We start from the raw sequence: 15,095 nt of genomic DNA on the forward strand, positions 1-15,095 counted from the left end.
TAGCAATGATGATATGGACTGGTATATGTATAAAATCAGACATTTAGTTGAAAATGCATTTTGTAGATTAAAACAATTTAGAGGAATTGCCACAAGATACGATAAGCTAAAACGTAACTATCAAAGCACTGTTGCTTTAGCTTGTATATTTATATGGTTGCCTCTTTAGCTCAATTTATCGGCTGTAAATGTCAACACACCCTAATCTGTCAAAATTAAGTATTAATCAAAGAGAACCTTCGGGTTCTCTTTTTTATGCGGCTCAAAGGAGATCAGATGAAGCAGAGTGATGAATTGGCAACGCAAATTTTGTCGGTCATTCAATTGATACCGCAGGCGAAGATTGCCACTTACGGACAAATTGCCAAATTAGCGGGTTTACCGAAACATGCACGACTGGTTGGCTATGTACTAAAGCATCTAGATACAACATCAACGATCCCATGGCATCGGGTGGTGAATGCTCAGGGAAAAATCAGCACGCAGCGTTGCAATGAAAAAGGTGAAAATATCCAGCAATTGAAATTGGCAGCTGAAAATGTCTTTGTGGTGAATGGACGCATCTCATTGAAACAATATCAATGGTTACCCTAAAAAATCCTTGCCTTAAACATAGAATTATAATTTTATAATTGATGAAGTAGTCAATAAAAAGCCCTCTAGGATCAGAAGGCTTTTTATTTCACGCTATAAATCTAATGGCTTATTTGCGTACAACCAAAACAGGAATGTCTGAAGCACCTAGTACGCTTTGAGCTACGCTGCCCAAGAAGAATTTTTTGATCCCTGTACGGCCATGTGAACCAATAATAATCAAGTCCGCATGTGTTTCTTCTGCAGCTTTAACCAGTTCAGTATGCACCACTTGACCTTCAAGTAAGCGAGTTTCAACAGTGACACCTTCAGTTGAAAATTTCGCTTTTGCTTCTTCAAGTGTATTTAAAATCGATGCACGAGCACGTTCAATTAAATCATTGGTTTGCGCTGCTGAAATATACTCTGCAGCAATATATGGATCGAGCGTCAGTACTTGAACCACAGTAATTTTACTGCCAAAAGTTTTTGCAAACTCGACAGCTTTAGCCACCGCAGCATAAGAAGTTTCTGAACCGTCCACTGGAACTAAAATATTATTTAAAGCCATCTTATTTCTCCTTATCTGATCAATTGAATTTGGATGGAAAAACCTGAAAAAAAGCGCTACTTACATTGATCATAGTTTCATCATACGCTTTTTTATTTAGGAATAAAACCAAGTAAATTCATAAGGATATTGCGAAATTAGTAATAAAAATATTGCAAAAATATGGACTTGTTTTCACCATGCTTAGCGATAGCAAAAATGCTCAATAATGTAAGCAGCTATGTCTAGATTGTAAGACAATTTGGTGCTGAAAAAATTGAGCCTAGATAATTCATCCATCAGTTGACTTGGTTTCAATCACACTGTTTTTCTTGCTCTGTCAGGGTAATATGCAACGTTTGTTGCTCAAGCAAGCTTAATTTATGCAACGCATCTTCAGGGAAGATCTGTTTTTGCAGGCGTTGAATCTGTCGTGCTGATAAATGCTGATTGGCACAATACATTGCAGCTTCATTGGCGCGAGCAACACTGACTAATTTCTCCTGATCATTGAAGTCGAGACGAATGATAGGCTGCTGTGCTCGGCTAAGTTGAGCCATGCTGCGCTTTTGTTGCATGCTCAGTAAAGGCTGTTTATTAATCCAAGTCGCCACATCACGTCGCACACCATTATAGTCAACAAAAATAGGTGAGACGATTTGGCAGCCCGTTAAGGTCATGACGGCAAGGCTGAGGGTCAGACAGGCTTTTTTTATCGAATTGAATTGCATGATAAAACTCTAATTTTTAATCAAAAAATATAGTAAATAGGGCTAAAAATAGCATAATTTGCTTAAATAGTAACATCTTGAACTTTGCTTGTTTAAACTCTGAACAATTGCAAACAAAAATGCTTGACGATAATGTGTGAAATCTAGATAATGCCACCACAGTTTACGGCTATGTAGCTCAGTTGGTTAGAGCACCGCACTCATAATGCGGGGGTCACAAGTTCAAGTCTCGTCATAGCCACCATTTTTATAGACCAAGCTCTCAGCTTGGTCTCTTTTTTTGTGTCTAGAAAAAGTCAAATAGATTGAAATAATTACAGCACTAATAAAATAATCTATTTACGATGTTAATGTAGAAATAAAAGAGAACTCAAATCTTTGATGTTATGAATTGATGTCCCAACTTTTGAAATACACATCTCAATTACTTTTTATATTTACTGCTGTGTTTTTTGCGCCTATAAAAAAGCCCAGTTATAGAACTGGGCTTTTTTGATTTGAATCAAGTAATTAGATACCCGGTTTCCAACCATTCACGATTGGGTAGCGTCGTTCACGGCTAAATGCACGTGAGCTGATACGTGGACCAATCGCACCTTGGCGACGTTTGTATTCGTTTAGATCAACCAAACGGATGACTTTTTTCACCACTTCAGCATCAAAACCTTTGGCAATGATGTCATCTTGGCTCATGTCTTCTTCGATATACGCATATAAGATGGCATCTAATACATCATATTCAGGTAATGAGTCTTGGTCTTTCTGATCTGGACGAAGTTCCGCAGAAGGTGGACGAGTAATTACACGTTCAGGGATCACTGGTGTTTCTGAAATGCTGTTACGGTATTTTGCTAGTTCAAATACAATCGTTTTATAGACGTCTTTAAGAACCGCAAAGCCACCGACCATGTCACCGTACAATGTACAGTAGCCAACAGATAATTCAGACTTGTTCCCTGTAGAAAGGACTAAATTGCCGAACTTGTTCGATAAGGCCATTAGCAACGTACCACGAGAACGCGCTTGTAGGTTTTCTTCAGTCGCATCAGTCGGTGCATCGCCAAAGAAAGGGAATAAGGTTTGCATAAAGCCATTCACAATTGGATTGATTTCGGCAATACCAAAAGTTACGCCCATATTCTTGGCTTGTTCAGCAGCATCTTCAACGCTGATTTGCGCGGTATAGGTATATGGCATCATGACCGCTTGAACTTTATCTGCACCAATCGCATCGGCAGCAATCGCTAAAGTTAATGCTGAGTCAATACCTCCAGATAGACCTAAAATCACGCCAGGGAAGCCTGAACGTTTTACGTAGTCACGGGTTGCGATTACAAGGCTTTGGTAGATTTCAGCCATGGTATTTAATACAGGCGTGATTGCACCTGTTTTAAAGGCTTTTTGTTCAGCATCGTATTCTGCGATATATAGATCTTCAACAAAACTTGGTGCTTGCAACGCAACTTCACCTGAATTGTTCATCACAAAGCTTGTGCCATCAAAGACAAGGTCGTCTTGACCGCCCACTTGGTTGCAGTAAACCAGATTGATGTTCAATTGTTTGGTCAATGCAGCCATGGTTTCAATGCGATGCTGTGGTTTACCAACTTCATAAGGTGAAGCATTCAACACCAAAGCGGTTTCAACATTTAACTGAGCAAGCTGTTGAACAGTTGGTAATGCCCAAACATCTTCGCAAATCAACACACCAAACTTATGACCTAAATATTCAAAGACAAGGTGTTGATGACCCTCACTGAAATAACGTTTTTCATCAAAAACGCTATAGTTTGGAAGATTTTGTTTATTGTAAATCCCGAGAACTTGACCATTTTTCATGACAGCAGCAGAGTTATAGCGCTGACCATCTTCAGTTTGATTCACAAAACCAAAGACTAAAACGATGTCCTTAACGCTCGCCAATTGTTCAAAAGCTTGCTGTGTACGTTTATTTAAACTTGGACGTAATAATAAATCTTCAGCAGGATAACCAACTGTAGAAAGTTCCGGAAAAACAATAATATCTGCATTCTGTTCTTTTGCAGCATTGGCTTGTTGAAGCATTTTTGCTGCGTTTGATTCTAGGTTACCAATATGCGGAGAGAACTGAGCAAGTGCAATTTTAAAACTATTCATTCCAACTAAATCCTATTCCTATAGGTGAATACACTTAACACACTGATTTGTATTATTGTGATTATTCAGCGAGTGTATTTAGATACGAAAAATACTGCCGAAAGGCGAAAACAAAACACCATCATCGTATGATAATTCACTTGTTTTGATGCAAAGCAAAAAAATAAGGTGAACCTATTTTATCTGAATTTAAGCGAGATACTAGAGGTATTCATAGCTTTTAAAAGCCTAGCTGAGCTTATGTGCCATAAAGTAAATATTAATGCTGTTTTTTTGTACTTAAAATAGCGTCAATGGTCGAGCAATAGCGTGAAATAGAATGATCTGGCGATATTCAATTTATCTATAAATATTCGTCAAAGAGCATTGACGCTTTACAGCTCAATTTGATGAACAAGTTCTGGATATAAAATAATATTTTTAATTCGCTTTAAATAGATGTCACGAGCAATGTCACCTTGTTGCTCAATGTTGTAGTCAAAAAATGCCTTGTGTGGTTTGAGGGTATAGCGGTAAGGATTATATTTTTTAAAACTAAAGAAATACGCCATCTGTAAAACAGCACCCCGACCCAAAACATTGATCTGCTGCTGGTATTGATAAACATGGGCCATCTCATGAATAAACAGGGCGCGATATCCTAAGGACGCTTTGGCATAGTCCGCTTTAAACAGTAAATTTCGTGCATGGATATACCCCTGAGGCGCCATGACCACTTGCGCAGATTGCCAAGGCAAAAAAGGGTGATTCATCACTTTCACTTGCTCATATTGAATCAAATCACCAAACACACTGCGACACATGGATATTTCACCTGCCGTGAGGGATCGATATTTAAAACCTTCAAGTTTTAATAGTCGAATGAGTGTGTGAAAAAAGGGCAACATGATGAAAGGTGTCTAAATCTCTAAAGGGATGTGCAGTTTAACTATAACCTGAAAAAAAGATATCGCACTGTTGCGCTGTATTTAAAAAGCGATATTTTTGCATCTGCTACAGCGAAAAATCGGTTAGGGCGTTACAATTTAGTTTTCGGTCAAACAGATAGTCAGATGCAAGCACGGATCAATACTTTAATTTCTGAAATCAGCAAAAATATGTATGAACGTGAGCAGATTATTGCTTTGAGTTTGTTGGCTGGTGTTGCGGGTATGAATACCTTTTTATATGGTTTGCCTGGCACTGCAAAAAGTTTGATTTCACGTCGAATCGCCTCTGCTTTTGAAGTCCATGACTATTTTGAATATTTGATGAATCGTTTCAGTACGCCGGAAGAAATTTTTGGCCCAGTATCGATTAAAGCCTTAAAAGAAGATCAATACATTCGTAAAACAGAACATTATTTACCACGGGCAGATTTTGCATTTTTAGATGAAATTTGGAAAGCCAGCCCTGCGATTTTAAATACTTTACTGACCTTGGTGAATGAGCGGAGTTTTAAAAATGGTGACATTGTCCAAAAAGTTCCATTGAATGTTTTGGTCAGTGCATCGAATGAAATTCCCGAACCAAATCAAGGTCTAGATGCCTTGTATGATCGTTTTATTTTGCGCTTAGAAGTGCCGCCGATTGCTGTTGCAGAAAACTTTCATGCACTATTACAGGCCAAGCCGAGTCAAGTCAGTGTTGAAGTCGATGCGACCTTAAAAATAAAAAAAGCCGAGTTGCAAGATTGGCGGGAACAGATATATCAGGTGGAATTACCCGCTTCGATTTTAAATCTGTTTGATCAACTTAAAACTCGACTCAACCATAACTTTGAAGATCACGTGGTCTATGTCTCTGACCGTCGTTGGCAACGTGTGGCTTATTTAGTCAAAGCCTGTGCATTTTTAAATGATCGTCCATCAGTGATTTTGAGTGATCTATTAATTTTAAAACATTGCTTATGGAATCAGCCTGAAGACATTGCTTTTGTTTCGCAGCAGATAGATGAAGTATTGGCTGAAAATGGCTTAAATTACGGTTTGCAATTCGAACAACATGTGGCAGAGAAGGATGCACTTGAACAGCGGGTGCTCAATCATTTTTATTATACCGATGATGTGTATGAGAGTTATTTAATTCATGGCACTGATTACTTGCGTGCAGTGACCAATCTAGATCGACACTATAAAGATAAACTGTTGTATCTCGAACTGGATAAAATGGATACGAAAAAGGACTTCTTTGCCTTAGATGATACCGGTGAAGAAGTGCGTGGCATCGTATGTAATTTTAATGGTTCAAGAGTGTGTACGTTAAAAGGTGGCTATTACGGCTTAGAAGAAGTGGTGACGCCGTATATAAAACATACCAAAGGTAGTCCACGCAGCTCTCTTTCAGCACAAAGCCAATATGAGCTGTTACACGAAGTTCAACAGCTCAAAGCACAGTTTCAAACAGAATTGGAACTGTTAACGGAACGATTTAACAGTCAAAAACATCAGTTTAAATCGGTCTTTGTCACTGAACAGGATATTGAACATTTGATTCAATCTATTGAGCAGCAATTGGCACGATATCAGTTGCAGTTGCAAGATTGTGAGCGTCTGGAACAGTTATGTCGCAATTAAAACCGACAAGACACCAAACCCAATCGGCACTCGATGAATTAAGTTCGCAGCTTTATGATGAATTAAAACAATCCAGCTTAAAACATTGGTTGGATGATCATAAAGTGGCAAAAAAGCTCGATCAAAAAATTCAGGAATGGGCCTTTCAGGCAAAATCGAGTTTAGATCAGCAGCATCCCTATGCAGTGGCGCAGCAGCAATTGGAACATTGGCTTGCGTTAAAGCATTGGGAGCAGGGTGATTTTGTACAATTCCACACTGAATATGCCGCCTTCATGCAAACCTTGGGGATTCCAGAATTCACTGAAATGTGGCAACAGAGCCAACAGTCGTTGCTGACCGAGCAGCAGCGTCAATTACACATTGAGCTATTCAAAGGCAAATGGCAGCGCAAATTGACCGAAGCCATTGCGCATTGGGAGTTTGAGCAGCTCCGTTTACAACGAGATGCCTTTTTAGATGAAATCAAAGATTTTCTCGCGACATTGTCGAAAATGGTCAAGCACCATGACAGTGTCGGGTTTGAAACAGGGATTTTTCTGGACTATTCCAAAGGGCAATTAACTGCGCAAGACTTACAAAACTTTGAGCAATGGGCGAATTATCTCGAGCAAGATCGGGCGCTTAAACGTTTATGTCAAATGATCGGAAGCGCACAGCCGAATATACCACGTAAGCGGATTTCTGCTCAGTTAGAACAAGAGCCACAGCAGCTTATTCACACCCCGATGGCGCAAGAGGAAATTACTGGAATTAAATTGGCACAAGAAATCAGTATGGCTTTACCTAGCGAGTTGGCGCTATTAGCCGATCCAGACTTGCAGGTTTTATTTGATTTGAAATATTTAGAATCTAACCTGATGAGTTTTAATCGACAAGGGCAGCAACAGGGAAGGGTGATCGAAGACCCACGCCATACACAGCGTCGAGTCGGACAAAAAGGCCCGATGATTGTCTGCTTAGATACCAGTGGCTCAATGAATGGGCAACCCGAACTGATTTCCAAAGCGATTTGTTTGTATTTATCTATTCGAGCGCTAAAAGAAAAGCGAGCGATGTATTTGGTGAATTTCTCGACCAATTTAACCGCGCTGAATTTACACTGTAACAGCGCTTTGGATGATGTCATTCACTTTTTAGGGCAGTCATTTCATGGGGGAACAGATATTATCCCTGCGATGAATCATGCCGTGGACATGCTGAAACAACCGAATTTTGTACATGCCGATGTGGTAGTGATTTCCGACTTTATTATGGGTCAACTGACTGAAGAACTCATGCAAGAGATCACACATTTTAAGCAGCAGGGCAATGGATTCTATGCTGTGGCTATCGGTAATTTTAAACTGGATCATTTAGACGACAGCCTGTTTGATTATCAATGGATCTATCAATCTGCGACTGGCGAAGTGCAAAAAATCTAATAATCGTCCCTCACAAAAAAATACGCCATGACCTTTAATGACAAGCTTTTGAGCCATACAGCATTGATGTTTTAAAGATTGTCTGACAAAGAAAATATTTGAGCATTTTTGCAAATCTAGAGGTCGGTTTTGCTAATGGCCTAGTGATCTATCTCACTTAATTTGATCCTCAATCTATGTGTTTTTACTTTAATCGACATGAAGTCAATGAAGGGGAAACACCCAAATTGAGAGCAAAATCATGAGCGCTTTTCAACCGATAAAAAAAACTTTAGCACGCGTATTTGCAGGCCCTGTCTTTGACCCAACAAAACAGTCTGCCGTTGTTCCTATTCGTCATATGAAATTTGATTTCGAACCAGAAAAAATTGATCCAAAATTTTATATGAATGCAGAATTGGCCAGTGCCTATTTTGCATCTTTATCTATTTTCTTAACCCGGGGCGAAGATTTAGTGATTGATACTGCTCGATATCATCGCGACTTTATTCAAGATCCTGTATTAAGACAACGTGTCACGTCGTTGATTGGACAAGAGGCCATTCATTCACGTATGCATGAAGAAATGAATGAAGCGTATCGCGCAAGAAATCTGCCTGTGCAATTTTTTAGAAAGTTAGAACACTACGTCTTTACCTATGGTTTTGAACGTATGCCACAGCCAATGAAGTTATCCTTAATGGCAGCAATTGAGCATTTCACCGCAGTGCTTGCGGAATACATGATGAATCATGAAGAAATCTTTTTTAATTCAATAGATGAAAAGCAGCGCGCTATTTGGATGTGGCATATGTTGGAAGAGTCTGAACACAAAGACATTGCCTATGATGTTTATCAAGAATTATCAGGTAATTATGCTTTACGTATTGCTGGCTTTTTCCCTGCATTAATTACCATTTTGGGTTTGATTTCAATTGGCGCTTCGATTGTCCCTTTCTACAGAAAGCCATCAAATTTGATTAGCCTAAGCTACTGGAAAGATGTTCCGCGCAGTTTCCAACTGATTTTTGGTCTAAGAGATGGTGTTTATGGCAGCAGCCTCGGGCATATTTTTGATTATTTACGACCAAGTTTTCACCCAAATGATCATAACACTTCTGCATTTCTTGAATATTACAAAAAGCGTTTGTTGAACCCTGTTGATGGCGTGTTGACACCATATTTTGTCAAAGAATTTACCCCAGCATTAAAACGATAAAAGGACAAAACCATGGGTCTATTTGGAAAAAAGAACAAGCCAAGTGAAAATGCCTATGCGGTGGTCACAGGTGCAGGCAGTGGTATTGGGCGAAGTTTCGCTTTGGAGTTGGCTCGTCGTGGCGGAACAGTGGTCTGTGCCGATATTCATTTAGAGGTAGCGCAAGAAATGGTGGATCAAATTCAATCCATGACCTCATCAAATGCTTATGCGGTGCAGTGTGATGTCGGTAAGGCTGAAGAAGTTAAAGCGCTGTCAGAGCAAGCCGAGCAGTTGATGGGACATGCTGTGACTTTGGTGATCAACAATGCAGGCGTCGGGCTGGGTGGTAAATTTGATGAGCTGAGTTTAGATGACTGGCAGTGGTGTATGCATGTCAATTTGTGGGGTGTGGTGCATGGCTGCCATTATTTTGTACCCAAGTTGAAACAAAATAAGCAGGGTGGCGCGATTATTAATGTTGCTTCTGCTGCGGCATATACTGCTGCACCAGAAATGACAGCATATAACGTGACGAAGTCGAGTGTGTTGGCTTTGTCTGAAACTTTATCGGCTGAGCTGCGATCGGCAAATATCCGTGTGAATGTGCTGTGCCCAACCTTGGTGCCAACCAATATTATGAAAAATGGTCGCTTGCCCAATCGATATTCAGGCTTAGCCGATCAATTGCTGATGAATCATGCATTTACGACGAGCCACGATGTCGTCGATTTGACATTGAATAATTTAGATGCAGGAAAGTTGTATACCATTCCGCAACCTGATGCCAAATTATTTTGGTGGTTAAAGCGTCTATCCCCGCAAACCTATACCCGCTTATTGGGGGGGGGTTATCCCTTATTTAACAACTATATTAAAAAGTCGGGAGCAAAAGCATGAACATGCCGACACAATTACATGACGAAGATGTAAAAGCATTAGATCAAGAGAAAACTCAAACTAAAAAGGCAACAACGCAAACTAATGCACGTCGTACTATAACGTCTTCTGCCAAAGCAAAAAAAGCAGTACAAGACCAATCAGAGGCAGAGCCTAGCCTAGAAAAACCAAGCGTAGAAAATCAAGTGCGTGTCTACGATACCATTGTGATTGGTGCGGGGATATCAGGTTTAGCTGCTGCTCATCAAATGAATGAACGGGGTTATACCGATTATGTGGTTTTAGAAAAAGCCAATCGCGTGGGAGGAACATGGCGCGACAACACCTATCTAGGTTGTGGATGTGATGTTCCTTCGGCGTTGTATTCTTTTTCATTTGCGCCGAGTCATAAATGGAGTCATTTATTTGCCAAGCAACCTGAGATTCTGAACTACTTAGAGGATGTGGCAGAGCAGCATGGGCTTTATCGTAACATTCAGTTCAATTGTGAATTGATTGCAGCGGAATGGAATGAGCAATTAAAGCAATGGCAATTGGAGACGAGCAAAGGTAAGTATGCCGCGAGAACGGTAATTTTTTCAACTGGGCCGATTACTGAACCTCAAATTCCAAAAATTAAAGGTATTGAAAGCTTTGAAGGTGAAATGTTCCATTCTGCGCGATGGAACCATGCCTATGACTTAAAAGATAAACGTATTGCGGTGATTGGTACGGGGGCATCTGCGATTCAGTTTATTCCTCAGATTCAACCTATTGCCAAAAATGTGGTGGTGTTTCAACGTACCGCACCATGGGTATTGCCAAAAGCAGATTTGCCACTGAATGACCGTGCGAAAGGCATCATTACCCGCTTTCCAACAGTACAAGAAACTTGGCGCAAAAGTGTGGCCGGTATATTAAATGGTATTAATTTAGGACTACGTAATCCTTCGCTTTTAGAGCCTGTGAATTATTTGGGTCGTCAGTTGTTAAAAACACAAATTCAAGATGCTGAATTACGTGAAAAAGTTACACCAAACTTTTCTATTGGTTGTAAGCGTCTTTTATTTGCCAATAACTATTATCCTGCTTTGCAGCAAGCCAATGTCGAACTTGTACCACATGGTTTAGTTGAAATAGAAGGTAATACTGTTATTGCTGCAAATGGTGAACGTCATGAAGTCGATGTCATTATTTGGGGTACGGGTTTTGAAGTTTCTCATCCGCCGATTGGACAACGTGTAAAAAATGCCAAAGGGGAGTTATTGTCAGAACTTTGGAAAAACAGCTCTCCTGAAGCGTTTTTGGGTACCAGTATCGCGCAAGTACCTAATGCCTTCTTGGTGCTCGGGCCAAATATTTTGGTTTATGACTCATTTATTGGGATTGCAGAAGCACAGGTTGGGTATATCGTCGATGCCTTGGTAAAAATGAAACAAGAGAAGATACAACGGCTTGAAATTAAGCCAAATGTATTGGCCTATCACAATGCAAAAGTACAGACGCATTTACAGACTACAGTCTTTAATAGTGGTGGTTGTAAGAGTTATTACTTAGATGCCAATGGGCGCAATTTTGCAGCTTGGCCGTGGTCACTGAAACAGTTAAAGCAGCGTCTTAAACAGGTGGACTTGACAGACTATGAGTCGGTTGCTTGAAGAAGGTTGCTTAATAAAAGTTACTTAACTTTATAAGCTAAAATAAAGCATCATCAATATTTAAACCTTTTGTTTACAGCCTAATTTCTACGTGAAATTAGGCTTTTTTTATGACGATATCTGATGAAGCAGTGTGCGATTGTCTAGAAAATGGCGATTTAAAATACATTCTGCAATATACACCATACTTTATAGCTTGTGAGGCATCGTTTTATCTAATGATTGAGCAGGAAAATTCAGTCAGATGGGGCTGTTTTAAAGTGCAAAATAAATCTAGCTGCATAAAAAAACCGCCCCAAAAGGACGGTTTTTAGATTCGCACAATTCTTTCGAATTAACGACCTTGGATATCGCGTTGAGTTTCGCCAGTGTAAAGCTGACGAGGACGACCGATTTTGTAAGGTGCGCTGTGCATTTCTAACCAGTGGCTGATCCAACCAACAGTACGTGCAAGAGCGAAGATTACAGTAAACATTTCTGTTGGGATACCAATCGCTTTAAGGATGATACCTGAGTAGAAGTCTACGTTAGGGTATAGGTTACGTTTGATGAAGTATTCGTCAGAAAGCGCAATACGTTCAAGTTCCATAGCCAAAGCAAGTTGTGGATCGTTGATACCAAGTGCAGTTAACACTTCGTCACAAGTCTCTTTCATTACTTTCGCACGTGGATCGAAGTTTTTGTAAACTCGGTGACCGAAGCCCATAAGTTTAACTTCTTTAGTTTTCACTTTTTCCATGAACGGAGCAACGTTTTCTACAGTGCCGATTTCGTCAAGCATCTTAAGAACAGCTTCGTTCGCGCCGCCGTGAGCAGGCCCCCATAGAGCCGCGATACCCGCAGCGATACATGCGTATGGGTTAGCGCCAGTAGAACCAGCAAGACGTACTGTAGAAGTAGACGCGTTTTGTTCGTGGTCAGCATGAAGCGTGAAGATACGGTCCATTGCTTTAGCAAGAATAGGGTCAACTTTGTAATCACGGTCTGCAGGAGTAGCAAACATCATGTACAAGAAGTTTTCTGCGTAGCTTAAGTCGTTACGTGGGTAAACGAATGGTTGGCCTACTGTGTATTTGTAAGTCCAAGCAGCTAAAGTAGGAACTTTAGCGATTAAGCGAATAGCAGTGATTTCGCGGTGGTCAATGTTTTCAACATCGAAACCGTTGTGATAGAACGCAGAAAGCGCACCAACAACACCACACATGATCGCCATAGGGTGAGCGTCACGACGGAAACCATTGAAGAAACGGCCAACTTGATCGTGAACCATAGTGTGGTTACGAACTTTAGCATCGAATTCTTGTTTTTGTTCAGCAGTAGGAAGCTCGCCGTTCAAAAGAAGGTAGCAAGTTTCTAAGTAGTCTGCTTTAGTAGCAAGCTGGTCGATTGGGTAGCCACGGTGTAGAAGAACACCTTTACCGCCGTCAATGAAAGTGATTTTAGATTCACAAGCAGCCGTTGAGACAAAACCAGGATCAAAAGTAAAGTGACCTGCGGCCAACACATCTTTAACGTCAATTACATCTGGGCCTAGAGTGCCACTGTAAATTGGTAAGTCAATTTCTTTGCCATCAAGCTGTAAAACGGCTTTTTTGCCAGTTGCTTCAGACATTCAATAGATCTCCTGTCCTGGTGAATGTTTTATCTGACTCAGTACTAATCTTTTAATGCGAGAATCAGACAGATCAAAAATTTGCTCTAAGATTAGAGGGAACTGAAATTTTGTCAATTATACTTATGGATATAAATTGAGGATCATTCCTTGGAATGAAGCACAATTCATCCGCTTAAAAAATGAGTAAAATCACAGTGCCGACGCAGTATAATAAGTCAAATTGCAGGGGAGGTGCAGATTAAAAAAAGCCTATTGCCTTAATTGTAAGCAATTTTTAATTCTTAAAAACTCTGAAACAAATATGAATTACAAGACCGCTATTTCATTAAATTATTATAATTTTCGTAACTTACATACATCTGTGGTTCTAAATTGCTGTTTTCTTATTCATAATTAAAACGACTTAATCGCCCTTAAAAAAAAGTTCGTTTGGTTAAAAAATAGTTAATTAAACGCCTTTAAAAGCTTAATAAATGATCATTTTTGTCATTTGAAAGGTAAAAAATGGCGTTTTATTAAACAGATTTGCTGCTGCTGAGATTTTATGCACAGACTAAGTTCTTATTTCGTTTCATGATCTTTGAGTTTTATCATTTGAGAAAATGATGCACATTTATTTTTATGATTATGGCTTGGCGAATGTGTTGGAAGATTTTAAAATGTAGTGGGAAAAGAAAGATTTAGATTTGTTCATCTTTAGTCTAAAAGTTTAAATCGCTATATACACACAAAAACAATAAGTTAAATTTATATTTAACTGATTAAAACCAACAAGATAGTCTGATTTTCTTAGATAAATAAGGTATTTGTTTTTAGAAAAGTTATTGTTAATGATTCTTATTTAAGGATATTTTGCAAAATTCCTAATTGTCTTCGTTTGTGTTTTGAAAGTTCACGTTTTATAATTCCCTGTCGTTTATAAGATCAGACAGCTGCAGAGTTTATTATATTGTAATGTCTGACTATGCTAGCTTTCCTACGAATTAATTCCAACAAACTCCGGATGGAGTTTTTACTTACAGGATGCCCGCTGTGAAAAGCAACAGACCTGTCAATTTGTCCATGGGTCAAGTTTTAGACGTAAACTTAAAATCCCCTGTGGCTATTGCATCAATTTTACACCGTCTATCAGGTGTTATCGTATTTTTACTCGTACCGGTCCTTCTTTGGATTTTAGACAAATCTTTATCTTCACCTGAAGGTTTTGCGCAAGTTCAAGCTGTGTTTGATAGCTTTATTGTGCGTTTTGTCGTATGGGTATTTGTAGCCGGCTTAATTTATCACCTTATCGGTGGTATCAAGCATCTATTTGCAGATCTTGGCGTTGCTGAAGAACTTCAAAGTGGTCGTATCGCAGCTACTATTTCATTGATCTTGTCTGCAATCGGTATTGTTGCAGCATTTGTATGGATTGTTCTCTAATGAAAAGTGCTACAGGTTTAACAGGATCAGGTTCACGCGATTGGTTTATCCAACGTGTAAGTGCCGTTGTATTGGCTGTTTATACTATTGTTGTACTGGGCTGGATCCTTTGCAATAGCGGATTCACTTTTGAGCAATGGTATGGCTTTATGATGACAACACCAATGAAGATTTTATCTTTATTGTCTGTCTTATCTCTTGTTGCGCATGCTTGGATTGGTATGTGGCAAGTATTCACTGACTATGTGACTACTCGTCAAATGGGTCCTTCAGCAAACGGTCTGCGTTTAGTGTTGACTTCTGCAGTGATTGTTGCAGTATTTGCATACGCGATCTGGGCGATCCAGATTTTTTGGGCAAATTGATAGGAAGATA

13 protein-coding genes, 1 tRNA gene and 1 pseudogene are annotated in these 15,095 nt (G+C 39.6%); 10 read left to right on the top strand and 5 right to left on the bottom strand.

The window, feature by feature from the left end; all coding sequences use genetic code 11:
* Positions 1 to 169, top strand: a pseudogene (locus tag FTU06_RS03660) (IS5/IS1182 family transposase); the annotation flags it as partial.
* Positions 170 to 276: 107 nt separating this feature from the next.
* Complete coding sequence (locus FTU06_RS03665) at positions 277 to 594, top strand: MGMT family protein (RefSeq protein ID WP_180011029.1); 318 nt, start codon at positions 277 to 279, stop codon at positions 592 to 594.
* Positions 595 to 703: 109 nt separating this feature from the next.
* Here the strand turns inward: FTU06_RS03665 and FTU06_RS03670 are convergent, their stop codons facing one another.
* Together FTU06_RS03670 and FTU06_RS03675 are read right to left on the bottom strand one after the other, a co-directional pair.
* A complete protein-coding gene (locus FTU06_RS03670; RefSeq protein WP_078189919.1) occupies positions 704 to 1,144 on the bottom strand; it encodes a universal stress protein in 441 nt (146 codons plus the stop codon).
* Positions 1,145 to 1,437: 293 nt separating this feature from the next.
* Positions 1,438 to 1,854 carry a hypothetical protein gene (locus tag FTU06_RS03675; RefSeq protein WP_180063456.1) on the bottom strand — a complete coding sequence of 139 codons (417 nt, stop codon included), beginning with the start codon at positions 1,852 to 1,854 and terminating at the stop codon, positions 1,438 to 1,440.
* 167 nt (positions 1,855 to 2,021) lie between these two features.
* On the opposite strand from FTU06_RS03675, the gene FTU06_RS03680 reads away from it, so the two are divergent.
* Positions 2,022 to 2,098 (top strand) — tRNA-Met (locus FTU06_RS03680).
* A gap of 266 nt (positions 2,099 to 2,364) precedes the next feature.
* On the opposite strand, the gene FTU06_RS03685 is transcribed toward FTU06_RS03680, so the two are convergent.
* Both FTU06_RS03685 and FTU06_RS03690 read right to left on the bottom strand, forming a co-directional pair.
* The gene (locus FTU06_RS03685) at positions 2,365 to 3,990 is read right to left on the bottom strand and encodes an NAD+ synthase (protein WP_180089237.1); all 1,626 of its coding nucleotides are present in this window, start codon (positions 3,988 to 3,990) and stop codon (positions 2,365 to 2,367) included.
* Positions 3,991 to 4,364: 374 nt separating this feature from the next.
* Positions 4,365 to 4,877, bottom strand: coding sequence for a hypothetical protein (locus tag FTU06_RS03690; RefSeq protein WP_180089236.1), 513 nt, complete (start codon positions 4,875 to 4,877; stop codon positions 4,365 to 4,367).
* Between the two features lie 30 nt (positions 4,878 to 4,907).
* On the opposite strand from FTU06_RS03690, the gene FTU06_RS03695 reads away from it, so the two are divergent.
* The 5 genes from FTU06_RS03695 (at position 4,908) to FTU06_RS03715 (ending at position 11,683) form a co-directional block, all read left to right on the top strand.
* Positions 4,908 to 6,545, top strand: a complete 1,638-nt coding sequence (locus FTU06_RS03695) for an AAA family ATPase (RefSeq protein ID WP_373683923.1) — start codon at positions 4,908 to 4,910, stop codon at positions 6,543 to 6,545.
* The gene (locus FTU06_RS03700; protein WP_180145013.1) at positions 6,533 to 7,969 is read left to right on the top strand and encodes a VWA domain-containing protein; all 1,437 of its coding nucleotides are present in this window, start codon (positions 6,533 to 6,535) and stop codon (positions 7,967 to 7,969) included. Before FTU06_RS03695 ends, FTU06_RS03700 begins: the two co-directional genes overlap by 13 nt.
* A 241-nt stretch (positions 7,970 to 8,210) precedes the next feature.
* Positions 8,211 to 9,167, top strand: a complete 957-nt coding sequence (locus FTU06_RS03705; RefSeq protein WP_180145016.1) for a metal-dependent hydrolase — start codon at positions 8,211 to 8,213, stop codon at positions 9,165 to 9,167.
* Between the two features lie 12 nt (positions 9,168 to 9,179).
* Complete coding sequence (locus FTU06_RS03710; RefSeq protein WP_180145019.1) at positions 9,180 to 10,046, top strand: SDR family NAD(P)-dependent oxidoreductase; 867 nt, start codon at positions 9,180 to 9,182, stop codon at positions 10,044 to 10,046.
* A complete protein-coding gene (locus FTU06_RS03715; RefSeq protein WP_373684686.1) occupies positions 10,043 to 11,683 on the top strand; it encodes a flavin-containing monooxygenase in 1,641 nt (546 codons plus the stop codon). Before FTU06_RS03710 ends, FTU06_RS03715 begins: the two co-directional genes overlap by 4 nt.
* A gap of 334 nt (positions 11,684 to 12,017) precedes the next feature.
* On the opposite strand, the gene gltA is transcribed toward FTU06_RS03715, so the two are convergent.
* Entirely contained in the window at positions 12,018 to 13,295 is a 1,278-nt protein-coding gene (gene gltA, locus FTU06_RS03720) for a citrate synthase (protein WP_078189909.1), read from the bottom strand.
* A 1,026-nt stretch (positions 13,296 to 14,321) separates the two neighbouring features.
* Here gltA and sdhC point away from each other — a divergent pair.
* Together sdhC and sdhD are read left to right on the top strand one after the other, a co-directional pair.
* On the top strand, positions 14,322 to 14,720 hold the full coding sequence (gene sdhC / locus FTU06_RS03725; RefSeq protein WP_078192993.1) for a succinate dehydrogenase, cytochrome b556 subunit: 399 nt from the start codon (positions 14,322 to 14,324) through the stop codon (positions 14,718 to 14,720).
* The gene (gene sdhD, locus FTU06_RS03730; RefSeq protein WP_078189907.1) at positions 14,720 to 15,085 is read left to right on the top strand and encodes a succinate dehydrogenase, hydrophobic membrane anchor protein; all 366 of its coding nucleotides are present in this window, start codon (positions 14,720 to 14,722) and stop codon (positions 15,083 to 15,085) included. The genes sdhC and sdhD overlap by 1 nt, the downstream gene beginning before the upstream one ends.
* The last annotated feature ends 10 nt before the right edge of the window (positions 15,086 to 15,095 follow it).

Origin of the sequence: Acinetobacter sp. YH12052, assembly GCF_013419835.1 — a bacterium.
GTDB lineage: Bacteria > Pseudomonadota > Gammaproteobacteria > Pseudomonadales > Moraxellaceae > Acinetobacter > Acinetobacter amyesii.